Source organism: Exiguobacterium abrahamii (assembly GCF_015645365.1).
Taxonomy (GTDB): Bacteria; Bacillota; Bacilli; order Exiguobacteriales; family Exiguobacteriaceae; genus Exiguobacterium_A; species Exiguobacterium_A abrahamii.
In genome coordinates this window covers 43,502-67,525 of record NZ_JADOYC010000008.1, presented here as the reverse complement: position 1 = coordinate 67,525, position 24,024 = coordinate 43,502, and the positions used below count along the sequence as shown (strand labels likewise).

At 47.8% G+C, this 24,024-nt stretch carries 25 protein-coding genes; 10 read left to right on the top strand and 15 right to left on the bottom strand.

Annotation, left to right across the window (positions count from 1 at the left end; all coding sequences use genetic code 11):
• The first annotated feature begins 91 nt into the window (after window positions 1-91).
• The 3 genes from ITJ88_RS15285 (at window position 92) to ITJ88_RS15275 (ending at window position 3,551) form a co-directional block, all read left to right on the top strand.
• On the top strand, window positions 92-1,399 hold the full coding sequence (locus tag ITJ88_RS15285) for an HD domain-containing protein (protein ID WP_195866181.1): 1,308 nt from the start codon (window positions 92-94) through the stop codon (window positions 1,397-1,399).
• Window positions 1,396-2,250: a phosphotransferase family protein gene (locus tag ITJ88_RS15280; protein ID WP_195866180.1), complete on the top strand. Its 855-nt coding sequence runs from the start codon at window positions 1,396-1,398 to the stop codon at window positions 2,248-2,250. Before ITJ88_RS15285 ends, ITJ88_RS15280 begins: the two co-directional genes overlap by 4 nt.
• A 122-nt stretch (window positions 2,251-2,372) precedes the next feature.
• Window positions 2,373-3,551: a NupC/NupG family nucleoside CNT transporter gene (locus tag ITJ88_RS15275; RefSeq protein WP_195866179.1), complete on the top strand. Its 1,179-nt coding sequence runs from the start codon at window positions 2,373-2,375 to the stop codon at window positions 3,549-3,551.
• A gap of 54 nt (window positions 3,552-3,605) precedes the next feature.
• Here ITJ88_RS15275 and ITJ88_RS15270 read toward each other — a convergent pair whose 3' ends face one another.
• Entirely contained in the window at window positions 3,606-4,250 is a 645-nt protein-coding gene (locus ITJ88_RS15270) for an NAD(P)-dependent oxidoreductase (protein WP_195866178.1), read from the bottom strand.
• Window positions 4,251-4,322: 72 nt separating this feature from the next.
• A complete protein-coding gene (locus ITJ88_RS15265; RefSeq protein WP_023466792.1) occupies window positions 4,323-4,508 on the bottom strand; it encodes a 2-hydroxymuconate tautomerase in 186 nt (61 codons plus the stop codon).
• 168 nt (window positions 4,509-4,676) lie between these two features.
• Between ITJ88_RS15265 and ITJ88_RS15260 the strand changes: the two genes are divergently transcribed.
• Window positions 4,677-5,201 (top strand): hypothetical protein, encoded by a 525-nt coding sequence (locus ITJ88_RS15260; protein ID WP_195866177.1) that lies wholly within the window; start codon window positions 4,677-4,679, stop codon window positions 5,199-5,201.
• A 65-nt stretch (window positions 5,202-5,266) separates the two neighbouring features.
• Complete coding sequence (locus ITJ88_RS15255; protein WP_023466794.1) at window positions 5,267-5,761, top strand: YwhD family protein; 495 nt, start codon at window positions 5,267-5,269, stop codon at window positions 5,759-5,761.
• 35 nt (window positions 5,762-5,796) lie between these two features.
• Here the strand turns inward: ITJ88_RS15255 and ITJ88_RS15250 are convergent, their stop codons facing one another.
• Both ITJ88_RS15250 and ITJ88_RS15245 read right to left on the bottom strand, forming a co-directional pair.
• Entirely contained in the window at window positions 5,797-6,642 is an 846-nt protein-coding gene (locus ITJ88_RS15250; RefSeq protein ID WP_195866176.1) for a metallophosphoesterase, read from the bottom strand.
• Between the two features lie 89 nt (window positions 6,643-6,731).
• A complete protein-coding gene (locus ITJ88_RS15245; protein WP_195866175.1) occupies window positions 6,732-8,288 on the bottom strand; it encodes a BCCT family transporter in 1,557 nt (518 codons plus the stop codon).
• A gap of 378 nt (window positions 8,289-8,666) precedes the next feature.
• Between ITJ88_RS15245 and ITJ88_RS15240 the strand changes: the two genes are divergently transcribed.
• From ITJ88_RS15240 to speB, 3 genes are all read left to right on the top strand, one after another.
• The gene (locus ITJ88_RS15240) at window positions 8,667-9,338 is read left to right on the top strand and encodes an NAD(P)H-dependent oxidoreductase (protein ID WP_195866174.1); all 672 of its coding nucleotides are present in this window, start codon (window positions 8,667-8,669) and stop codon (window positions 9,336-9,338) included.
• Between the two features lie 144 nt (window positions 9,339-9,482).
• Window positions 9,483-10,325 (top strand): polyamine aminopropyltransferase, encoded by an 843-nt coding sequence (speE, locus tag ITJ88_RS15235; protein ID WP_195866173.1) that lies wholly within the window; start codon window positions 9,483-9,485, stop codon window positions 10,323-10,325.
• A gap of 114 nt (window positions 10,326-10,439) precedes the next feature.
• Window positions 10,440-11,312 carry an agmatinase gene (gene speB / locus ITJ88_RS15230; RefSeq protein ID WP_195866172.1) on the top strand — a complete coding sequence of 291 codons (873 nt, stop codon included), beginning with the start codon at window positions 10,440-10,442 and terminating at the stop codon, window positions 11,310-11,312.
• A gap of 45 nt (window positions 11,313-11,357) precedes the next feature.
• Here speB and ITJ88_RS15225 read toward each other — a convergent pair whose 3' ends face one another.
• Entirely contained in the window at window positions 11,358-11,951 is a 594-nt protein-coding gene (locus ITJ88_RS15225) for a LysE family translocator (protein ID WP_195866171.1), read from the bottom strand.
• The gene (locus ITJ88_RS15220; protein ID WP_195866170.1) at window positions 11,951-12,409 is read right to left on the bottom strand and encodes an Lrp/AsnC family transcriptional regulator; all 459 of its coding nucleotides are present in this window, start codon (window positions 12,407-12,409) and stop codon (window positions 11,951-11,953) included. Before ITJ88_RS15220 ends, ITJ88_RS15225 begins: the two co-directional genes overlap by 1 nt.
• 220 nt (window positions 12,410-12,629) lie before the next feature.
• Between ITJ88_RS15220 and ITJ88_RS15215 the strand changes: the two genes are divergently transcribed.
• Together ITJ88_RS15215 and ITJ88_RS15210 are read left to right on the top strand one after the other, a co-directional pair.
• Window positions 12,630-13,418 (top strand): DUF4397 domain-containing protein, encoded by a 789-nt coding sequence (locus ITJ88_RS15215; RefSeq protein ID WP_023466804.1) that lies wholly within the window; start codon window positions 12,630-12,632, stop codon window positions 13,416-13,418.
• A complete protein-coding gene (locus ITJ88_RS15210) occupies window positions 13,390-13,998 on the top strand; it encodes a class F sortase (protein ID WP_029343216.1) in 609 nt (202 codons plus the stop codon). The genes ITJ88_RS15215 and ITJ88_RS15210 overlap by 29 nt, the downstream gene beginning before the upstream one ends.
• Window positions 13,999-14,054: 56 nt before the next feature.
• Here ITJ88_RS15210 and ITJ88_RS15205 read toward each other — a convergent pair whose 3' ends face one another.
• From ITJ88_RS15205 to ITJ88_RS15165, 9 genes are all read right to left on the bottom strand, one after another.
• Window positions 14,055-15,356 (bottom strand): globin-coupled sensor protein, encoded by a 1,302-nt coding sequence (locus ITJ88_RS15205; RefSeq protein ID WP_029343217.1) that lies wholly within the window; start codon window positions 15,354-15,356, stop codon window positions 14,055-14,057.
• Between the two features lie 171 nt (window positions 15,357-15,527).
• The gene (locus ITJ88_RS15200) at window positions 15,528-15,752 is read right to left on the bottom strand and encodes a hypothetical protein (protein ID WP_023466807.1); all 225 of its coding nucleotides are present in this window, start codon (window positions 15,750-15,752) and stop codon (window positions 15,528-15,530) included.
• 87 nt (window positions 15,753-15,839) lie between these two features.
• The gene (locus tag ITJ88_RS15195; RefSeq protein ID WP_035399161.1) at window positions 15,840-16,046 is read right to left on the bottom strand and encodes a cation transporter; all 207 of its coding nucleotides are present in this window, start codon (window positions 16,044-16,046) and stop codon (window positions 15,840-15,842) included.
• Window positions 16,043-18,172 (bottom strand): heavy metal translocating P-type ATPase, encoded by a 2,130-nt coding sequence (locus tag ITJ88_RS15190; RefSeq protein ID WP_195866169.1) that lies wholly within the window; start codon window positions 18,170-18,172, stop codon window positions 16,043-16,045. The genes ITJ88_RS15195 and ITJ88_RS15190 overlap by 4 nt, the downstream gene beginning before the upstream one ends.
• 13 nt (window positions 18,173-18,185) lie before the next feature.
• Window positions 18,186-18,482 carry a metal-sensitive transcriptional regulator gene (locus tag ITJ88_RS15185; RefSeq protein WP_195866168.1) on the bottom strand — a complete coding sequence of 99 codons (297 nt, stop codon included), beginning with the start codon at window positions 18,480-18,482 and terminating at the stop codon, window positions 18,186-18,188.
• Window positions 18,483-18,600: 118 nt separating this feature from the next.
• Window positions 18,601-20,136, bottom strand: coding sequence for a DHA2 family efflux MFS transporter permease subunit (locus ITJ88_RS15180; RefSeq protein ID WP_195866167.1), 1,536 nt, complete (start codon window positions 20,134-20,136; stop codon window positions 18,601-18,603).
• Between the two features lie 238 nt (window positions 20,137-20,374).
• Window positions 20,375-20,701 (bottom strand): bacillithiol system redox-active protein YtxJ, encoded by a 327-nt coding sequence (gene ytxJ, locus ITJ88_RS15175; protein WP_029343222.1) that lies wholly within the window; start codon window positions 20,699-20,701, stop codon window positions 20,375-20,377.
• A gap of 5 nt (window positions 20,702-20,706) precedes the next feature.
• Window positions 20,707-22,335: an acetolactate synthase large subunit gene (locus ITJ88_RS15170; protein ID WP_195866166.1), complete on the bottom strand. Its 1,629-nt coding sequence runs from the start codon at window positions 22,333-22,335 to the stop codon at window positions 20,707-20,709.
• Window positions 22,332-23,768 carry an NAD-dependent succinate-semialdehyde dehydrogenase gene (locus ITJ88_RS15165; protein WP_195866165.1) on the bottom strand — a complete coding sequence of 479 codons (1,437 nt, stop codon included), beginning with the start codon at window positions 23,766-23,768 and terminating at the stop codon, window positions 22,332-22,334. The genes ITJ88_RS15170 and ITJ88_RS15165 overlap by 4 nt, the downstream gene beginning before the upstream one ends.
• Window positions 23,769-24,024 lie beyond the last annotated feature (256 nt).

Sequence of the window (24,024 nt, the reverse complement as noted above, 5' to 3'; positions counted from 1 at the left end):
AGTTTCTGTGCGAAGCGCCGCGGGAGACAGGAATCCTTGGAAACAAAACCGAACAACAACGACATAGACACGATTTAAAGGAGAGAAACATATGTATCAATCATTAGGACAATTAAAGGAGACGAAGGTCTTCAAGGATCCGGTTCACCGCTATATCTATGTCAGTGATCAATTGATTTGGCAACTGATCGGTACACGTGAATTTCAGCGACTACGCCGGATCAAGCAACTCGGAACATCCTTTTTGACGTTTCATGGAGCAGAGCACACACGGTTCCATCATTCGCTCGGTGTCTATGAAATCACGCGTCAACTGATCGATGTCTTCAACGGTCGCGCCGATTGGGACGATCAGTACCGGGAGTTGACGCTGGCTGCGGCACTCTTACACGATGTCGGACACGGTCCGTTTTCGCACGCATTCGAGAACGTCTTCGGTGTGAATCACGAAACGTGGACGGAGCGGATCATTCTCGGGGATACGGAAATCAAGAAAGTCCTCGACCAAGTCGGAGACGGATTTGCGGAAGAAGTAGCGTCGATCATCAACAAGACGCACCCGAATCAACTGCTTGTTACGATGATCAGCTCACAACTCGACGTCGACCGGATGGATTACTTATTGCGCGATGCACACTTTGCTGGTGTCAGCTACGGAAAATTCGATCTCGAGCGGATGCTTCGGGTATTGCGTCCAGCCCATAATCAGATGGTCGTCAAACAGTCCGGAATGCATTCGATCGAAGACTACATCATGCGGCGGTATCAGATGTATTGGCAAGTCTACCTGCATCCGGTGACACGTTCGAGTGATTACCTATTAAAAGCGATTCTCGAGCGGGCGCAGGAGTTGTACCTGTCCGCATATCCATTTGCCATCGCACCGATCCATTTGATGCCGCTATTTGATCAGAAGATGGAGTTGCGTGATTTCCTTGGGCTCGATGAGACGATCGTCTACTTCTATTTTCAGCAGTGGGCGAACGAGCAGGATTCAATCCTTGCGGATCTCTCGAGGCGATTCGTTGACCGAAAGTTGTTCAAGTATGTCGATTATCCGGCTGAAAAACGTGAACTCGTCCACGATAAGTTGTGTGAGTTGTTTGAAGCAATCGGCTTGAATCCGACGTATTATCTGCTTGAAGATAAACTCAGTCGTCTTCCTTACGATTTATATGGAGATAACGGTGAAATCAGTAAGCAGCCGATCATGCTGCAGATGAAGGATGGGCAGATGAAAGAGATTTCGCAAGTTTCACCGCTCGTTCAAGCCATCGCGACGTCACGCCAGACGGATGAGAAGCTGTTCTTCCCGCAAGAAATTTTGCACGACTTGCGCGAATATGCGAATGAGAAGATGCAAATCGACCAGTTATTGATTGGCAGCGTGACATCATGATATCGTCCGCTGTCCTTACGAAAATCTTGCAACAGCTTGGACAGGAGGGAGAGGTCGAAGTCTTAAAAGGCGCGACATCCTCCCTTGTTTTTCGGGTCGGTGAGGGAGTTCTTCGTGTCCATACGAATCAAGACTGGCTACAGGAGGAGCCGGATCTTGTCTTGCATGAGGTGTTTGTGTTACAAGCAGCAGGTGACTTAGCACCAGAAGTGTTGGACTATCAAACCGATGTTAGAGACGAAGTACCGCCGTGGTTATATATGACGCGTTCACCAGGAGGGATTCGGCTTGATCAGGTGGACGAGCAATATGTCGAACGACTGGCACAGACGCTTGCTGCGATCCATGCGCTACCGGTACCAGAATCTCGGTATGTCTATCAGCCGTATGCGACGGATCGTCACGTTCCGACGTGGACGCAGCATCCGGAAAGGTGGCGTCAGCTACTGGCGGTCGAACCGGACGAAAGTCAAACGATTCGGTTCATTCATCGGGATTTTCATCCGGTCAATGTGTTATACGAAATGAATGGAACGTGCCATACGATTGATTGGATTAATGCGTGTGTAGGACCCATTGAAGTCGACCTTGCGCATTGTCGTTTGAATCTTGCCTTGCTCGAATCTGTTGAGATAGCGGATCATTTTTTAAAAAGTTATCTCAAACAGACGAACCGTTCTTACGATCACGCGTGGGATATTCGGGCTGTTTTTGATTTTGAACCTGAAACGATTGACGTCTATCCGGGGTGGAAAGCATATGGAAGGCAAAACCTTAGTCAGGACAATGTTCGGGAACGCTTGGAAAAGTTTGTCTTGAAAGTCTATGAAAATAACGAAAGCGGTTACTAAATGAACTTTTCCTCTTGTAGTTCTTCGAAATATTGATTATTCTATTACTTGGAAAGAGATTAAACGTCAGACATCGTACGAATGTACAACTGATAAACAACTAATAGATAGAGGGGTACTTCATGAAATATCTTATCGCACTACTCGGACTGGCTATCGTTTTCGGCTTGGCACTCCTTGTCAGCAGTAACCGTAAAGGCATCAAATTGAAACCGCTTGCGGTCATGCTAGTTCTTCAGCTCGTACTTGGGTTCATTTTACTCAATACATCGTTCGGATATATCGTCATTCGTGGCGTCGCGAAAGTCTTTGAAAAACTGCTTAGTTATGCGGCAATCGGAATTGATTTCGTCTTCGGTGGTTTAGCGAACGAAGGCGCACAACCATTCTTCATTAATGTCTTGTTACCGATCGTCTTCATCTCTGCTTTGATCGGGATTCTACAATTCACGAAGATTTTACCACTCTTAATGCGTGGTATCGGTTTCGTCCTATCAAAAATCAACGGTATGGGACGTCTTGAGTCTTACAACGCGGTTGCTTCAGCTGCGATCGGACAATCAGAAGTATTCATCACAGTCAAAAAACAAATCGGTCAATTACCAGCAAATCGTCTCTACACATTGTGTGCGTCAGCGATGTCGACGGTTTCGATGTCAATCGTCGGTGCATACATGACGATGGTCGAACCGAAATATGTCGTTACAGCAATCGTCTTGAACTTGTTCGGTGGTTTCATGATCGTCTCGATCATCAACCCGTACACGGTTGACCCGGAAGAAGATATTCTTGAAATCGTCGAAGAAAAACAAACGTTCTTCGAGATGCTCGGCGAATACATCATGGATGGATTCAAAGTCGCAATCATCGTTGGTGCGATGTTGATTGGTTACAATGCCTTGATCGGAATGGTCAACGATATCTTTTTGATGGTTCTAAACATCTCGTTCCAAGAAATCCTCGGATATATCTTTGCTCCATTCGCTTTCATCATGGGTATTCCATGGGCGGAAGCTGTCAGTGCCGGTAGTGTCATGGCAACGAAATTGATCACGAACGAATTCGTTGCGATGTTGAGCCTTCCAGAATACTCAAAAGAATTCTCGGAGCGCACACTCGGAATCGTGTCGGTCTTCTTGATCTCGTTTGCGAACTTCTCGTCAATCGGAATCATCGCTGGTGCGGTTAAAGGATTGAACGACCGTCAAGGAAGCGTTGCAGCTAGTTTCGGTCTGAAGTTACTCTACGGCGCAACACTCGTCAGTGTCTTGACAGCAATCGTCGTCAGCGTCTTGCTGTAATCGTTACACATATGAAAGAGCAATGGATCAGCGATCCATTGCTCTTTTTGTTTTTCATTCAGTTGATCCATGCGAAGCAATTCCGACACGGACGCGATGATGGGTTCCGTCACGATAAACTTCAAAGGCGAACTGGGCGACGTTTTCCCGGGGAATCGGACCTGTCGGTGCAGTAAAACGTGTCGTTTCAATCAATAGATCGTCAGCAGCAAGTGCGTTGTCTTCGGTCAGTTGTGTTGGACAGATGACGGTGAAGTCGACGTCTGCATCCTTTAGGGTCAGATAAGCTTTCAAGTGATCCTCGGCTGCAATCGTCGAGCGTCGACGGGACTCACTCGATTGGAAACGATACTTCCCTGGTTCTTCTGATGCATCGAGAATGCCTGCTGTACCAATGAAGACGATCCGTTCGATGCCTGCTTCCTTCATCTTCGTGACGAGATGTGGAATCGCTGTCGAGAGGACCTGCTGTTGATCGGTACCGAGACAACTGAAGACAGCGGTGCTTCCTGTGAGTGCTTGTTCGAGATCCGCTGGATTTGTCGCATCTCCTGTCAGGACGTGAAGTCGGTCATGGACGGGTAAGTCCGGTGACGTGGAACGTACGAGTGCACGAACGTCGTAGCCGTTTTCTAATAACCGATCAATCAAAGGTCGACCCGTTCGACCGGTCGCACCAAGTACAGTAACAGTAGTCATAAGTTTTCCTCCTTAGAGATCAAGTAGATGGGAAAAAGAGACGTGCGGTAACGACCGGACGTCTCTTGTTGGTTATTTATCCGCGAACATGACGCCAGCTTGACCGTAATCTGTTTTTTCCATCTCTTCGATGAAGACCGTGATGTTTTCTTTAGGAGCATTCGTCGTTTCCGACACCGCTTCCGTGACTTTTTCAATCAAAGCGCGTTTTTGTTCGACTGTACGACCCGATAACATTTTAACCGTAACATATGGCATGACTTCATTTCCCCCTCTAGCATGATGACGATACGCCATCAGTATAGCGCATTCGATAGGGGATTCGTCAATTCGAACATCGTTTTCGAAAAAGAAGGGTATAAGGTAGGAGCTATTCTTGTCGGAAGCGAAGGTAGTCATACACATACGGCAGAAAAGGAGAGACATATGGACGCAATCATACGGAAGAAGATTCATACGTTACTGATTTTTGATCGGGCGTTACCGGAGGATACGAATTATCCGTTGTCTGGTGCTAAAGGACTCGAAGTCGCAGATATCGTCTTTGAACAGAACATTCCGTTCGGACGACTCGTGACGGATAAAGAACTCGCGCAACTGCTGAACCAAAAAGAAGCAAAGCGATACGGGATGCTGACGTTGCTTGAGGACGATGTGCGTTTTAAACCGTTGTTTCAAAACCGAAAACCGACGGCTGACATGGAAGAAGAGGTCGAGGCGAAGGTACGAGAACTCGCGCATCAGTTACGTGCGATTCGGTCGCGGTGTTCTTCTCTGGAACGTCTCTTCTTGTTCGGTCGTGCTGCGCAGACTCTGTTTGACCGCGCTTTGGTTCATCTCGAAGAGGTCAATCCCCCGGCACATGAGGAAATTGCGTCCATGACGTGTTATCGTCTCCCAACGATTCGCCGAGCGACAGAGGAACAATTACAGCTTCTCCGTTACGAGTGACGGGTTGCAGACACCTCGGAATACGGTATGATAGAAGCAACAGGATTAAAAGGGGACAAAACACGATGGAAAAAAAGATTAACTTCAATATCATTTCAGATAACTCTACAGACGGTCACGGAGGATTTGGTGTCGGAACACTTAGCTTAAATAGTATGTCACCCGTCATCATTTCTCCGGAAGACGGCGAAGCTTACATCGATATGGGCGCGATGCACGCGAAAGCAGCCATCGAGAAACGCGTCAAGTTCACGACGGATAAAGCTGATACGCCAAACGGTAAATTGTACTGGATCGTCTGGGTGACGGTCGGTCGTAAGCCGGAAGGATTCTATTATGGTGGTGTCGCTGCCTGCGATCTGCTAGTCGATGCGGAAGCACGTCGCGGATTTAAGATTCTTGCTGATCATGTCAATAAGATGGATAAATCCCTTAAAGGACGAATCGTCGTCGATCATATGGATGAGCGTTCAAAGGAATTACTGCGTGATTTCTTGCAGACACATAAACCGGAGATGTGGGAAAATGCTGACGCTGCTTTACATGAGGCGTTGGTCTAAACAAAAGAACGTGTGCCGCGGCACACGTTCTTTTTTTATGGTCGTTTTAGCGTCAAGACTACGAGTTCCGGATGATTGAACAGACGAAACGGAAACAGGCTGTTGCCGAGACCACGGCTGACGATTAATTCTGTTCCTTCTTCCTGATAGCGACCGGCTGTTACTTGTGGGAAGAAGCCCTGACCAGGTGCATACAGACCTTTCGTAAACGGTAGTCGAATCTGTCCACCGTGCGCATGACCAGACAAGACGAGATCAATGGACCGTTCCGCGTACAAGGATTTATATTCCGGACGATGGGCGAGCAAGAGTTGAAACGCATCAGGCGACACGTCTTGAAGTGCTTGATCGAGACTTTGGCGAATCCCATCTGGTTCCGACAGTCCTTCACGCCATCGTGTCGTCGTCGGGTCATCGATGCCAAGTAACGAAATCGATTGACCTTGGTATTTAAGGACACGCGATTCATTCCGGAGAACGGTGACACCTAGTTGTTCAAGCTTTGGCAAAATCGTTAGATTGAGTCGAACCTCATGATTCCCGGTGACGAAGTAGACGGGGTATCGATCGACGAGCGCTTTCATGAGTGTAAGGGCAGCTTCTTCACCGTTTCGCCTCGAGTCAATCAAATCACCTGTCATGACGACGAGATCCGGCTTTTCGCGATCAATTTTCTTCACTAGTCGTTCTTGCTCAGTTCCGAACGCCTTGCCATGTAAATCTGCGATCTGCACGACACGATATCCGTCAAACGCTTCCGGTAAGCGATTCGACGTGACCGTCACCTGTGAGACATCAATGACGTTATTTTCACGATATAAAAACCAGCCCCCTAAGGCGAGGACGCCAAGGGATAACAGCCAGCGTGTACGTTTACGCATAAGCCACCTCATTTCTTCCACTAATCATAATTCAGGATAACAAAAAAGACCTCCTTCCGTATGCGACGGAAGGAGGAAATCAATTCGATTTAAGCGTCTTGTTTTAATTCAGTTGTTTCTTTTTGTGCGTCGGGTTCATCCGACAAATCTTTGAATAGGGCGACGACCATCATCCCGACTACGAAGATGAATGGGAAAGCGGCTAATATGGCAGCAGCCTGCAACGCACCTAATCCACCAGCATACAAGAGTACAGCGGCAATCGATGACTGTACGACACCCCAAGCGAGCTTAATGCGTAAGCTTGGCATCAGGCTACCACCAGACGATAGCATACCGAGAACATATGTCGCGGAGTCAGCTGAAGTGATGAAGAACGTCGTGATCAAGAAGACGGCAACAATGCTGAGGAATGTTCCTAAGCCACCGAATGTCTCGAACAATGCGAACATTCCAGTTTCAACCCCTTTATCGTTAACAGTCGAGATAAGGTCGACGTTTTGGAACAATTCGTTCCAAATCGCTGAACCACCGAAGACTGAGAACCAAAGGAGACCAAAAATCGTTGGAACGAGCATGATGCCGATGATGAACTCACGAATCGTCCGTCCTTTCGAGACACGAGCGATGAATGTTCCGACGAATGGTGACCATGAAATCCACCATGCCCAGTAGAAGATCGTCCAACCGTTGATCCACTCACGTTCATCTGGGTTGAAGGCAGATGCACGGAAACTCATGACCGGTAAGTTTTGCAGATAAGCGCCCGTCGTTTGCACGAAGAGGTCCATGATGAAGCTGAATGGTCCGAGGAACATGACGCCAATCATCAATAAAGTCGCTAAGACGATATTGGCATTACTGAGGCGGACGATCCCTTTATCAAGACCAGATGCAGCACTAATCATATACAATACCGAAACGACAGCGATGATGATGATTTGTGTTGTGAACGTATTTGGAACACTGCTCGTCAGGAAGTTGAGTCCACCTGAGATTTGCTGCGCACCAAGACCAAGCGATGTTGCGACACCAAAAGCTGTTGCAACGATTGCGAGTACTTCAACTGTTCCTTTACCGGCTGCTTCATAGCGCGGCTTCATTAGGGAAGCGACGGTATCCCCGATAGTAGCGGGACGCCCTTTACGGAATGTCGAGTAAGCAATCGCAAGCGCGACAACTGCGTATAGTGCCCAAGGGTGCAAGCCCCAGTGGAAGAATGAATAACGCATCGCAAGAGGACCGGCTTCTGTCGGGTCACTTGTTGCGATTGGTGGCGTATGGAAGTGCGTCAGTGGTTCTGAAACACCCCAGAAAACCAGCCCGATTCCCATACCAGCACTAAAGAGCATCGCGAACCAGGAAAGCAAACTGTATTCAGGACGGTCTGAATCCTTACCGAGTCGGATTGAACCGAAGCGGGAAAAAATAAGGAAGATGGCAATTAAGAGAAATGCGCTCATTCCGAGGAGATAAAGCCAACCCAAACGGTTGGAGACAAACGATTGTGCTATTGATGTGACATTTCCGAGACTGGCTGCACCGATTAGGGATTCCGGTAAGATTCCCCATATGGTAAAGAGCACACAGAAAATGACAGATACCATAAAGACTTTTGTGATCTTACTTTTTCGATTATTTTCCATCGTGTTCCACACCTTCTTTCGAATTTTACATGGTTGTTTTGAATCGAATGATAACAACGACAATAATGATTCCCCGTTTGTCCGATAACAAAACCTAATCACGCAGGTGACTACCGTAACAAACATTTGTGCGAAAAAGCAAACCGTTTGGGAAATGAAACCATAGAAACAAGGGGATTACCAGAAAGGAAAGATGTAAAATGACGGATCATCAAATGCTTAAAATAATTTTTAAATAATGAAAAGAAAGACGTCAATATTCTTATTTCCCGTTTTACTTAAAAACTAACGTAATGACTGATATGAGCAAATCAGAGGCGGTCTGAAATCAGATTTGATATAACAAGAGCAGTCATCATTTTGAAGGAGGCATTTCCCATGGAAAAACAACAACAAAAACAAGCGATTCTTGAAGCATTTCAATCTCGTCATGCGACAAAGGTATTTAATGGTCAAATGATCCCAGAAGACGATTTCCGGTTCATCTTAGAAACGGCGCGTCTGTCACCGAGCTCGTTCGGATATGAGCCGTGGAACATGCTCGTCATTCAAAATCCAGAAATCCGAGAAGCCTTAAAAGAAATTTCTTGGGGCGCACAAGGACAATTGCCGACAGCGAGTCACTTCGTCTTGTTCCTCGCCCGGACAGGAGAACAAATGCAGGCAGATGGTCCACATGTCACGCAAATGATGGATTTCCTTGGTCTATCTGAAGAAGCAAAAGCCGGACGGACGAAGCGTTACGGTCTGTTTTTAGAGGAGGATTTCGCGATTGGTGATAACTCGAAAGCGATGGAAGACTGGGCAGCAAAACAAGCCTATATTGCACTTGGGAACATGATGTCGACGGCAGCACAAATCGGAATCGATTCATGCCCAATCGAAGGATTCGACCAGCAAGCCGTCGAGCAATTACTCGTCGATCGTGGACTGCTCGATCGCTCTGTTTTCACGGTGCCGGTCATGGTCGCTTTCGGTTACCGGGCAGACGAACCAAAACGTGAGAAGCAGCGTCGTCCACTTGATGAAATCGTGACGTTTGTTGAGTAAAGATGGAAGACAAAAATTTTCGAATTATATAGAAGTTTCTTTCAAAATTCGGTATACTCGCTTTTGTATGATTAAGAAGCGCCGTAAACGCCACTCGCATACGAACAACTTTTGTCTTGATGAAAGAAAGGGGTTCTATCGCAAATGGAACAAAAATTAAAGTTATGGTTCACGGAACACCAAACGGAAGATTACGGTATCACATTCCGTGTCAACCACGTTTATGAGAGCGAACAAACGGAGTTTCAACGCCTAGAGATGGTTGAAACGGACGAGTTCGGTACGATGTTGTTACTTGACGGAATGGTCATGACGACAGATAAGGACGAGTTCGTTTACCACGAGATGGTCGCGCACGTCCCATTGTTCACACACCCGAATCCAAAATCGGTTCTGGTCGTTGGTGGAGGAGACGGCGGAGTCATCCGTGAAGTCTTGAAACACCCGTCCGTCGAAAAAGCTGTTTTGGTTGAAATCGACGGAAAAGTCATCGAGTATTCGAAAAAATACCTCCCGAACATTGCAGGTGGATTGGACGATGCACGCGTCGAAGTCATCGTTGGGGATGGATTCATGCATATCGCAGAAGCAGAAAACGAGTATGATGTCATCATGGTCGACTCGACAGAACCAGTTGGTCCAGCGGTCAACTTGTTCACGAAAGGCTTCTACTCTGGTATTTCAAAAGCATTAAAAGAAGACGGCATTTTCGTCGCACAATCGGATAACCCATGGTTCACACCAGACTTGATCCGTGATGTTCAACGCGACGTCAAAGAAATCTTCCCGATCACGAAGCTCTACATCGCAAACGTTCCGACGTATCCAAGTGGTCTTTGGACGTTCACGATCGGATCAAAGAAACACGATCCGCTTGCAGTTGCACCAGAGCGTTTCCACGAGATCGACACGAAGTATTACACGCCTGAGCTTCACACGGCAGCCTTCGCGCTTCCGAAGTTCGTTAAAGATTTGACGAACGACTGAGTTCAGTCACTATAGCACACATGAACAGAGCGGTTTCGATCTTCGAAATCGCTCTGTTGTCAGGTTAAGAGGCGTTTGCATCAGTAAACGACCAACGAATAGGGGGAATGGATCATGCGTTTTGATGAAGCATATTCAGGAAAAGTCTTTATCGCGAGTCAAACGACTCACGAAGATGCAAAAGGAATTTTGTACGGCATGCCGATGGACTGGACGGTTAGTTTCCGTCCGGGTTCACGATTCGGTCCGGCACGTATCCGTGAAGTCTCACTTGGTCTAGAAGAATATAGCCCATACTTAGATGGTGATATTGCCGATGCGAAGTTGTTTGACGCGGGAGATATCCCGTTACCATTCGGGAATGCACAAAAATCACTTGATATGATTGAAGAATACGTCGATTCGTTACTGACAGCAGGCAAGTTCCCGCTCGGTATGGGTGGCGAACATTTAGTCACATGGCCCGTCGTCAAAGCGTTCGATAAACACTATGATGATTTCGTCGTGCTTCACTTTGATGCGCATACGGACTTACGTGACGAGTATGAAGGAGAGCCATTGTCGCACTCGACACCACTCAAGAAGATCGCAAACTTGATCGGACCAGAGAATTGCTATTCGTTCGGAATTCGTTCAGGGATGAAGGAAGAGTTCGAATGGGCGAAGACGTCAGGCTACAACCTCTTCAAATACGAGATCGTCGAGCCGCTTCGTCAAGTTCTTCCGACACTTGCCGGTAAAAAGGTCTATGTCACGATCGACATCGATGTGCTAGATCCGTCAGCAGCACCAGGAACAGGAACACAAGAAATCGGTGGAGTGACGACAAAGGAACTGCTCGAAGTCGTTCACATGATCGCACGAGCAGACGTCGACGTCATCGGCGCGGATTTGGTAGAAGTATGCCCAGCGTACGATCAATCCGACATGACAGCGATCGCGGCAGCAAAAGTATTACGCGAAATGATGATTGGATTCATTAAATGAAAAAACAAAAGAGACCAGACGTAATGTCGGTCTCTTTTGTTTTGCTCAAAAGAAGAACTGAATGACCCCGAATGCACCGAATCCGATGATTAGACTGGCTGACGTCCACTGGATGATACGTAAAGTGGGTGCCGCAAGCTGGTGCTTGAGCAGGTGCGTGATGTTCGCTAGGATAACCCACCAAGCAGCAGAACCGAGAAAAATACCGATTAGGAACAAAAACGCATCCTGTCCGTTCGTCATCGTTAACTCAAAGCGTGCAAACAACGCCAGGAATAGCGTGATTGTCATCGGGTTTAAGAACGTCAGGAATAAGACGGATAGATAGCCACTTAACCGTGACGAGGCTGTATCGGAAATCGAGGCGTTCGAAGAAGCTTGAAACATCGACCAGCCGATGTAACACAAAAACAGACTGCCGATCAGTTGCATCCAGGATGCTTGGGTGAGTATAGATTGGACGAGGGAAAAACCAGATAATGCAAGCAATCCATAAATGAAGTCTGCCGTTGCGGCTCCGAGTCCGGAAACAATGCCGGAAATTCGTCCATGTCGAAGAGTCCGTTGCATGCATAAAAGGCCGATTGGACCGACCGGGGCCGCTAACGCAAACCCGATTCCAAAACCAGTCGTAAACATCAGTCGACCTCGGGTAACGGAAAATGAAGCGATTCCTTTTCCGTGCGCATGATGATCGTCGTTTTTGTCCGCAGGATACCTGGTAGCCCTTTAATCTGGTATGTGATGATTTCATCAAGCTGTTCCGTGTCCCGACAGCGTATTTTGAGTAAATAGTCATCGTCCCCGGCGACGTGATGGCATTCCAGTACATGTTCAAGTTCTTGAACTCGTTTTAGAAATGGCGCTCGATGTTCTGGTCGCTCGAGTGAAACAGCGACGAATGCAGCAAGGCGATAGTCAAAGGAGGAAGGGTCTAGCACCGTCGTCAACTGACGGATGATACCTTGCTCTTGTAAGCGGGCAACTCGCTCTGCAACAGCCGGTGCCGATAAGCCGATGTGTTGTGCAAGTGTTGACCATTTCATCCGGGCATCCTTTTTCAAAAAATTAATAATTTTTAAATCGTAGGAATCCATAGCTTTTAACCTTCTTTTCTATTGTTATTTAAAATATTTTATTTCGAAAATAAATAAAAAGTCAATGTGTTTGTAAAACAAGTTCATAGCACACTGAAATCTTTACACATTTACGGCAGTGTCTTAAGTTTAAGATGTCACCACGAAGGAAATGTTCTGAAGTGTAAGAACATTGGTTTGAGAGCGATGTACATTTGACAATCAGAAAGGTGGAAAAAAGATGAAGAAACTCTTATCGTTTGTGACCGCTACGTTACTGTTTGCACTATTCGTGCTACCAGTAGGCGCAGCAGATGACGCAATGGTTCGTGTCATTCATGCTTCACCAGATGCTCCGGCAGTCGATATCGCGGTCGATGGCAAAAAAGCGGTATCAGGAGCAAAATTCAAAGATGTCACAGATTATCTCACACTACCAGCTGGCGAACATAAAGTAGAAGTATTCGCTGCAGGAACTACAAAAGATCCTGTGCTCTCTCAAACACTCAACGTCGAAGCTGGTAAATTCTATTCGGTCGCAGCAATCGGCAAATTAGCTGATATCAAACTCGCGGTCATGGAAGACAACGGTAAAGGCGAAGATGGAAAATCAATGGTTCGTGTCGCACACTTTGCACCAGATGCACCAGCTGTTGATGTCGCACCAAAAGGTGGAGACCCACTCTTCAGTAACCTTGAATTCTCGAAAGTCTCTGACTACGGTACACTTGATGCAGGTACGTATGACCTCGAAGTCCGTCCTGCAGGCGCAACGGATGTCGTCAAAGCACTGGATGGCGTCAAACTCGACAGTGGTAAAAACTATACAGCACTCGCAATCGGCTTACTTGAAGGCGAACCAGCATTTGAAGTCCTCTTGATCCCAGACGGTGGTGAAATGGCATCAATGCCAGAAACAGGACTTGGTGGTTCATCTGATACGGCTTCTGCTACACCATGGGCAGTCGCAGCAGCTGCTGCCTTGTTAGTAGGAACAGCGTATGTCGTCCGTCGTAAACAAAACGCTTAAGAGCAGCCTGCTTCTCTTACTCGTATTAGCCGGATGCCAATCGGGATCACCTCCAGATGCTACAAAGCCGGAAAAACCAAAACAAACCGAAACAACGACGTCTTCTTCGTCCACTCCATCCGAAAAGGTGGACGAAGAGGCTTTCATACCGACGCGTATTACAATTCCGACGCTCGATGTGAAAGCGAACATCGAAGTCGTCGGAAAGGATAAACAAGGACGGATGGATGTTCCGAAACAGACCGATCAGGTCGCTTGGTACAAGTACGGAGCAAAAGCCGGACAAACCGGAAATGTTGTACTAGCCGGACACTTGGATGATCAAGAAGGTCCCGCTGTTTTTTATGATTTAGCCAAGATGAAAAAAGGGCAACGAATTGAAGTGACGGGAAAAGCAGGACAACAGGTATCATACGTGGTGACGAACGTCATGTCCTATCCTGTTGATGAAGCACCTGTCGGATCAATCTTCGGTGCGACCGTCATGAACAAACTGACGCTCATTTCATGTATTGGTACGTTTTCAGAATCAAAAGGATACGATCAGCGTCTTGTCGTCACAGCAGAACAAGACGAATAAAGTAAAATAGGCAATTCTTATTTCGGTCAGAACCGTGAATAAGAATTGCCTATTTTTTAATGTGTTTCGGAAGCCGCGACGAGATCCGTCGTCAGTGTCGTCAAGCCTTGTGTCGTCTTACTGAGACCTTGGATCGTCTCGACGATTTGCCCGAGGTTTTCCTTGTTACGTCCAAATAAGGTGAGGGAGTTCTCCATCTCACTCTTAACGGTTTGAATTCCTTGTTTAACTTGTTGCAATTCTTGCTGAGATGCGGTGTTGGCGCGTGTGATGTCTTCCATCTGAGAAACAAGTTGTGTGATATTCCCATTGTTCTTTTGAATCAGACCGTTGATGCTGCTACTCAATGACTTAGCATTTTCAGCGAGGTTCCGGACTTCCGTCGCGACGACAGCAAAACCTTTACCGTGTTCACCGGCACGTGCTGCTTCGATTGACGCATTCAACGCGAGCAAGTTCGTCTGATTGGCGATCGCTTCGATGCTTTGCGTCATCTGGACGATGTCATCCGACGTCGTCTTCAATTCATGGATGCTTTCAAGCGAAGTACCGACTTGTTGTGTCGATTGAGCGAATTGTTGCTCCATCTGTTGCATCTGTCGTTCGTTGGCAATCGTCATTTGAACGAGCTGCTGGCTCGTCTGCTCTGTCTGAGCTGTTTCTGCCAACACTTGTGAGGCACGACGGCTCGTCTCAATGATGGCATGATCCGTATGCTCAACCGAGCTTGCGACTTCTTGACTGACACGAACGACGTCTGTCAAAAGTTGACGACGCGACTCGTTCGCTGCTGTCACTTCATGAAGACGAGAATCGACATACTGGCTCGTCACGATTTGAGCATCTAAGTTCATCGCATGTGTCAAAGCGAGTACGGCTGTCGTCAGTTGCGCTGGATCATGCTGATAATGTTCAACGATTTTTGGAATCAACAACGTCTGAAACGCTGCATACGAAGCGATGAACCAAGTGACGGGAACGAAGTTATGTTTATGCGTCTGTCCCATTCGCGTCCGCATCGCGAGGAACGACTCGTCCATGTTTCCTGTCAGTAGACTCGTGAAGTAGTCGGCGAAGACTTTTTTCAGTCGTTCACGTGTCGATGATTGTTTCGCAATCGTTGCCATCTCTGGATTTAATAGAAGGTGATCGAGAACTTGTTCAAGGACCTCATCTAAAATCCCTTGAACGACAGGTGCCATCGATTTGAGCGTCTGTAGCTGTTCTTCTGTATAGCCCATGTATACGAGACGGGATGTGAGATCAGGATCTGCCGTCTTTGTGATGAGACGGGAATCAGGAAAGCCGATGGTAGCTTGATAAGCCGAAGTAGTCTTACTTTTAAAAGGGTTACGCACGTAGTTGCCTCCAGTACTCAAGATGTGAATAAAATGATGTCTGTCTTTTATCGGTTCATCTTGACGAAGTGATACTGATTTTCGAAAAAAAGACGAGAATATTGAAAAACATTGACCGGAAACAAAAAAACTCATGGCAAGTGCCATGAGGAGAATGGAAAAAGAACAGGATTAGACTGGTTGGTCTTCCTGAAATGCTTTTTTGGCGTCCACGATCGAGCGCATTCGTTGAACGCAAGCTTGAACGAATTGAATGTCAATGGAGGTGAAACGGGTGACAGGTCCACGAGCTGACTCGGCACTGAATGTGAAGGTTCCGAGATTCCAAAGTTCGATTTTAAATCGTTTTCCTTTGTTGTCGTCGAAGTGTTCTACGAATTCGATTTTCGGTACCATACGAACCCCTCCTTATTCCGTACATTCCCGCTTTTCAAAAAATAAAAAAGCCAAACTGCGTGTTAGAAGCAGTTTGGCTTAAAAAAATTATGCAGTCGGCACATCATAGCCGATCTCTTCAATCGCATCGACGAGACGTTCACGAGGAACATCTTCGTGTTGGACTGTAACCTGGTTTTGTTCGAGTGAGACAGTTGCCTGTTGCACACCTTCGACTTCAGATAGAGCGGATTCGACACTCGCTTTACAGTGATTGCATGTCATACCGATAACAGATAATGTTGTTTCTTTCATGATGATGTTCCTCCTTCAGATAGTGGGGTACGTTTTAATCGTAACGCATTCGTCACGACAGAGACAGAGCTGAATGCCATGGCGGCACCCGCAAGCCATGGGGCAAGCAGACCGAAAAAAGCGACCGGGATACCGATCGTATTGTAGCCAAGTGCGAAGACGAGATTTTGACGAATGTTTTTCATCGTCTGCTCACTCAGTTCGATCGCAAGTAAGACTTGTTTTAAGTCGTGTCCAAGTAGCGTCACGTCTGCTGCTTCAAGGGCAACGTCCGTTCCGCTACCGAGCGCGATGCCGACATCCGCCGTTACTAGAGCAGGGGCATCATTGATACCGTCTCCGACCATCGCGACACGTTTCGTTTGTTGAAGTGACTGAATGACATCTGCCTTTTCAACCGGCAAAACGTCCGCAAAGACGAACGCTGGATCGAGTTCCAGTTCTGTTGCTAAATGATCGGCGACTTCACGACGATCACCGGTCAAGAGATACACTTCCTTAGTCTCGCGCAACCGCCGGATCGTTTCTTTCGCTGAATCTTTTAGCGCGTCACGGATGGCGTATCCGGCGGCGACTTCTCCATCGACAGCGACGTATACGAGTGTCGCTCCAGGTGATGTCCAATCAGGAAGGATGATGTGTCGTTCCTGCATCATTCGCGCCGATCCGACGATCAGATCATGTCCCATGATTTGTCCTGTGATCCCGCGTCCTGATTCGACGTGGAACCGTTCGATATCAAAGACGACATCCCGTTCTGCTGTGATGGCGCGAGCAAGAGGGTGTTCCGATTGTCGTTCAAGCGCAGCAGCGAAATCGAGCGCTGTCTCCGTACCGAACGTTTCGACGACGACGGGGCGACCGACTGTCAGTGTTCCGGTCTTATCAAAGACGACAGCATCGACATGTTGGAGGTTCTCAAGTTGAGCGCCCCCTTTAAAGAGAATCCCTCGTTCCGCCCCTTTTCCGGTTCCGACCATGATCGAAGTCGGTGTCGCAAGTCCAAGCGCACATGGACAAGCGATGACGAGCACCGCGATGGCAGGACGAATCGCTTCCGCGAAGGAGCCGCTGATCATCCACCAAGCAGCTAACGTCAGAAGTGCGATGGCGACGACGATCGGCACGAACACACCAGAAATTCGATCGGCTTGTCGTTGAATCGGTGCCTTTTCAGTCTGTGCTTGTTCGACGACGCGAATGATTTGTGCGAGAACCGTCGATTGTCCGATTTTTGTCGCTTCGACTTGTAAAGATCCATTCGTATTCAGCGTGCCGCCAATGACGGATGCCCCAACCGTTTTATGGACAGGCGCGGATTCGCCGGTCAACATTGACTCATCGAGATACGCGTCGCCTGCACGAATGACACCATCTGTCGGAATTTTGTTCCCAGGTTTTACGAGTAAAATCATCCCGGTTTGAATCGCCTCAATCGAAACGACTTGTTCCTTCCCGTCCTCTAAGACGACGGCTTCTTTTGCTTGTAGGGAGAGCAGGCTTTTAATCGCTCCCGTCGTCTGTTGTTTCGCACGGTCTTCGAGGACTTTCCCGAGCAAGACGAGTGTAATCAAAATCGCGCTCGTCTCAAAGTAGAGATGCGGCATATCAGAGACGAGCAGCATTTCAGCAACGGAATAAAAGTAAGCTGCCGATGTTCCGAGTGCAACGAGGACATCCATGTTGGCACTACCGCTCCGTAAACTTTTATAAGCCCCACTATAGAAGGGCGCTCCGATGATGAATTGCACCGGTGTCGCTAAAGCAAACTGTAGCCACGGATTCATCAAGAATGGAAAGTGGAACGGACTGTTCGGAATATGCGTCAGCATGCTCGCGAGCAACGGTAACGATAGAATGGCCGCGATTATAAAGCGATACAGCATCCGGCGATTTGATTTGGTTGCGTGTGGTGCTTGTTTGACCGTTGCCTCGTAGCCGATTTTTCGGATTTTTTCGATGATTGCTTGATCGTCATAGGCATCAGAGATCGAAACACGAGCGGTTTCAAGCGGCAAGTTGACCGTTGCTTCGACCCCGTCCATCCGGTTGAGGACTTTTTCAATCCGGGCGGAGCAGGCGGCACACGTCATGCCTTCAATATCAAACTCAATCGTTTTTGACATCAGAAAACCCTCCTTACTTTTTCAATCGAGCGATGACTGCCATCAACTCATCAACGTAAGCGTCCGTGCTGTCTTGACGGGTGGCCACTTCATGCATGCACATCTTGACGTGGCGCTCGATGATTTGTAGTTCGACTTGTCGTAATGCTGCTTGAATCGATGCCGTTTGCGTTAAGATATCGATGCAATACCGATCTTCAGATACCATATTGGCAATGCCACGGACTTGCCCTTCGATACGCTTTAGTCGTTTCATCAACGCATCTTGTTCTTCGTTCGTTCGTGGAACGACGGGGTGATCGTGTGTCATAGTCGTACCTCCTTTGATGATCTTGTTGTTATCTTTACTCTAACATATAGGTATGGGGGGTACCAGTATATAGCTTGAGCGATAAAAAAGCAGTCGCGAGAAGCGACTGCTTTTGTACTTATTGATTGGAAACCTGTGGTTTGACGATCGTTTCGTTCAGTGAGCGTTGATCGCTGATGATATCTTCAGCTTGTGTCGCCCGTTTAATGAAGAAGGCAAGAACGAATGCTAAACCAGCAATGAACGTCGAGATGAAGAACGCATAATTGATTCCATCAAGCGTCGCTTGCATCGTAATCTGCTGTTTTAAAGCAGCAGCCGCTTCAGCTGTCGGTTGACTCGTCATGTTTTTCGCCGCTTCAGCCGCGAGTTCTGTTCCACGTGTCTTCGCATGCGTCGACATGATCGTTACGAGCAACGCTGTTCCGATCGCACCGGATACTTGTTGCAACGTATTGTTCATCGCTGTGCCGTGTGGATAGTAGCGTGTTGGTAACTGGTTCAAACCGTTCGTCGAGACTGGCATCATGACCATTGACATCCCGAACATCCGTAATGAATACAGAACGATCAGATGCGTATACGTCGTATCCATCTCAAGCTGACTGAAGTAATAACTAGTAACGACTGTGATGAACAAACCAGTCAACGCAAGAGGACGTCCACCGATCTTATCAAATAGTTTCCCGTTGATCGGGGACATGACGGCCATCAAGATCGCTCCTGGTAATAGCATGAGACCGGCATCAAGTGGTGAGATACCGCGAATCGTCTGGACATAAATCGGAAGCAATAACATCCCAGAAAACATCGCCATCGTGACGACCATCGAGATCGCAGAAGACAAGGCGAACATCGGGTAACGATAAATCTTGAAGTTGAGCATCGGACGTTCCATATGGAGCTGACGGTAAATGAATGTCACGAGTGCGATGACTCCGACGATCAACGCGCCGTAGACGTGGAAGCTGTCCCAACCTTTAGAGCCAGCTGAGCTGAATCCATACAGTAAGCCACCGAAACCAAGTGACGAAAGTGCCACGGAAGCGAAATCGATCCGAGTGGCAGACCGTTCCTTGACGTCACGAAGTAAGAAGAAACCAGCAACGAGAACGATCAAGGCGATTGGTGTGATGAAGTGGAACAACATCCGCCAATCATAGTGCTCGATGATCCAACCAGACAACGTCGGTCCGATCGCTGGAGCCCCCATCATGATTAATCCGAAGAAGCCCATCGCAGTCCCACGTTTTTCAATCGGGAAACTGACGAGCATGACGTTCATCAGTAACGGCATCATGATTGCAGAACCAGATGCTTGAATCATTCGTCCTGCGAGTAGCACAGGGAAGACTTCTGCGAAGCCGGCAAGAATCGTTCCGGCCGAGAAGAGCGTCATCGCGAGTAAGAAGAGGCGACGAACCGAATATTTTTGAATCAAGAACGCAGATGTCGGAATCAAGACACCGTTGACGAGCATGAAACCAGTCGACAGCCATTGGGCAGTTGATGGTTCAATCGCAAGATCCTTCATGATGGAAGGCAGGGCGATGTTGAGCAACGTATTATTTAAGAAAGCAATGAATGCCCCGATCATCAAAACGGCGAGAATGCCGTAAGGAGCTCGAGCTGTGTGAGTAGCACTTTGTTGCATGAATATCCTCCTAACTAAACTGACGGTACATATTTCTATACGGTCGTTCTATCTGTAGTTTATCTTAATCTGATTTAGTTCGAATTACAAATAATAATAGCTAAGAAAGATAATTTTATTTTTTATGTAAGATTGAAAGCGTTTTTCTAGTGAAGTAAACAAAAAAGCGTAATCCTTCTCATTAGAGAAAATTACGCTTTGTCTTCGATTTAAAACAGCCGGGGCCTTGTTGCTAGCATTACTGGACGTTTGTTTCGAGTGCGTCTTTCGTGATGTCGTAATGAGAGGCTGTCCAGACCGATTTACCGTCTTGAATGAATAAGACTTGTGGTGACTCGTGTCGAACGCTGTAATGTTCGGCGATGTGATTCGATAACGTCCGTGCTTCTTGGACGAAAAGATACGCCGTTGGAACAGACGTTTCATCCGCGAACTTCGTATACTCTGAGAAGCCTGCGGCACTGATCGGGCATGTCGTGCTGTGTTTGCAAATCACGAACGCGGTGTGTTCGGACGCAAATTGATCAAAATCAGAAATGGATTGCAGCTTACGTGGTTGTGTCATGTATATCACCCTCCATACGTCCGGAGACGTTCACTTAACTTTAGATTTTCCCGGTAATCGACCGGACAGTCAATCAAAACGGGTCCATCACTTGCAAATGCTTGATCGAGACAATGTGCGAGGGAGCCGTGTTCACCGACACGGAGACCGAGTGCGCCGAAAGCGTGAGCCAGTTGAACGAGGTCTGGATTGTCAAACGTGATGTAGGACGACCGCCCATACGCTTGTTGTTGTTTCCATTCAATGAGTCCATAGGTTCCGTCACGCCAAATCAACACGACGAGTGGAAGCTTCAGACGAACGGCAGTTTCAAGATCTTGACCATTCATCAAAAAGGCACCATCTCCAGCGGCACAGACAATTCGCCGGTCCGGATATAACAGCTTGGCTGCAAGTGCACTCGATAAACCGTAGCCCATCGAAGCAAATCCGTTGGAAATGAATAACTGATCCGGACGTGTCGTTTGATAATGGCGTGCGAGCCAGACTTTGTGTGCGCCGACGTCCGAAAAGACCATGCCATTTTCGCCGACAGTTCGTTCGAGTTCACGGACGATACTTTGAGGATGTAAAGGCAAAGCAAGCGAGTACGTTTCTTGAATCTCGTCGCGTAATTTATCGCGATCTTGTTGCCAGTCGTTCCACGCACGCTCGGGCAGTAAAGGAGTCAATACAGTCAGCATATCGACGAGTGGTCCGACTAGGTTCGCGACGACCGGATAATAGGCATCGATTTCGTGAGGATTCGTATCCAAATGGACAATTGGTGTCTTTTTCGGATTCCATTTTTGCGGAGGTAACTCCGTAATATCGTAGCCGACCGTGATGATGAGGTCACTCGCATCGAGAATCCGCTGGTTGTAATCGACGTCTGGTAAACCGATCGTGTGTGCAGCAAGCGGATGGTGCGAAGAAATCGCTCCTTTTCCCATCATCGTCTCGACGACGGGAGCTTGGAGCTTTTCGACGAATGCTCGAAACGCATCGAGTGCTTGTTGTCGATGAATACCAAATCCAGCAATGATGACTGGACGTTTTGCGCGCTCAATCAGACGTAAGGCATCGGGATCGTCAATCGTCAAGGAATGGAGATGCGTTGGTGTACTGTCCTGCTGTAGGGGTGTCGCTGCTTGATCACGTTCTTGTTTTGCAATGTCTTCTGGAAAAGAAATATGGGTTGCCCCTGGTTTTTCGCTTTTTGCTGTCGCGAAGGCACGTCGAACGATTTCCGGAATGACCTCCGCTGACAGAACGGACGTACTAGACTTCGTGACAGGACGATAGAGGTCTACGAGATTAAACATTTGATGCGATGCTTTGTGTTGCCGTGCTGTCGCGCCTTGACCTGTGATCGCAACGACAGGGGAGTGATCCATCGTCGCACTTGCAATACCGGTCATCATGTTGGTCGCACCGGGACCAAGCGTCGATAAGCAGACACCCGGTCGCCCACTCAGGCGACCGAACATCGCTGCCATGAACGCAGCGTTCGTTTCGTGACGTGTCGTGATGAACGTGATCGATGAACGACTGAGTGATTCGAGCAATGTAATATTTTCCTCACCGGGAACACCGAAGATATGCGTGACGCCCTCTGCCTCTAAACATTGGACGAACCAATCCGCCGCGTTCACGCTAGTCCACCGATGGAAATGTACTTTGTCTCGAGATACGCTTCGAGTCCTTCACTGCCACCTTCGCGTCCGAGACCGGACTGTTTCATTCCACCAAATGGTGCTTGCGCAGCGGAAGGTACGCCGTCATTCCAGCCGACGATTCCGTAATCAAGCCCTTCGATTGCACGAATCGCACGCGCGTAATCCTTCGTAAAGACGTACGAAGCGAGACCGAACGGTGTCTGGTTGGCGTAACGAACTGCTTCCTCATCCGAACTGACACGCTGGACGGGAGCGACAGGTCCGAACGTCTCCTCGTTCATGATCAGCATGCCGGGTTTTACGTCTGCGAGAACGGTTGCTTCATAATAATAGACATCATTGTCTTCATCCGTCGTTCCTGTTCCGCCCGTGACGACTCGCGCACCAGCAGATGTCGCATCGTCAACATGTTTTTTGACTTTATCGTAACCCGCTTTATTGATCATCGGTCCAATCTTCGTCTCAGCATCCAAACCATTTCCGGTCTTCAGCTTCGCTGTCTCTTGACCGAGTTTTTCAACGAACGCGTCATAGATCGAGTCGGATACGTAAATCCGGTTTCCGCAGACGCACGTTTGACCGCCATTACGGAATTTCGACTTAATCGTCTCAGCGACAGCTAAATCAAGGTCACAGTCATCAAAGACGAGAATCGGGGCATGTCCGCCGAGTTCAAGCGACATCGCTTTAATCGTCTCTGCTCCTTGAGCCATCAGCGTCCGTCCGACTTCGGTTGAACCAGTGAAGGTAATCTTATCGACATGTGGATGTGTCGCGAGTGATTCACCAAGCGCTTTCCCGCTACCTGTAACGGCATTGACGACGCCTTCTGGAATCCCGACTTCCTGACAGAGTTCAAGAAGACGAAGTGCGGTAAGCGGAGTCGCTGTTGGTGGTTTGATGACGAACGTACATCCGGCGACGAGTGCCGGAGCAAGCTTTCGGGTAATCATGGCAGCCGGGAAATTCCATGGTGTGATCGCAGCAACGACACCAACCGGCTGTTTAATGACTTGAAGTCGTTTAGAAGCATCATGCGTTGGAATGACACGTCCATAAGCGCGTTTTCCTTCCTCTGCAAACCATTTGACGAAGTTTGCGGCATACTGCACTTCACCTTCTGATTCAGCGAGCGGTTTCCCCATTTCAAGCGTCATCAGGCGAGCCAGTTCATCTTTTTTCTCAATCATCTTCGCATATAACTTCTCAAGAAGTTCGGCACGTTCGTAGACTGTCCGTTTCGACCAATCAGGAAATGCCTTCCGTGCTGCTTCTACTGCGTCGTTGACGTCTGATTTTGTTCCGTTTGGCACACTACCGACGACTTCTCCAGTAGCTGGATTCGTAACATCCGTCCGTTCTCGTCCGTGATCTAGCCATTGTCCACCAATAAAGAATTGTCCCTTCATCCTGAAAATCCCCCTTTTTTTATATGCATTGGTAAGGGTATACCCGAACGAAGAAAAAAAGATTCACTTTCGGAAGGAAAGGTTATGCAAAAGGGTAGAAATCGACCGATAAACAGTGTAGGATAATTCAGTAAATGTAATGTAAAACGACCTGAAATATTCAGTGTGAACGAAGAGTGACAACCGTTGATGTGAAATGGTGGAATCACCCTCGAAACATTGACTTTAAAAGTGGATTTGATAAGATGAAAGTAGA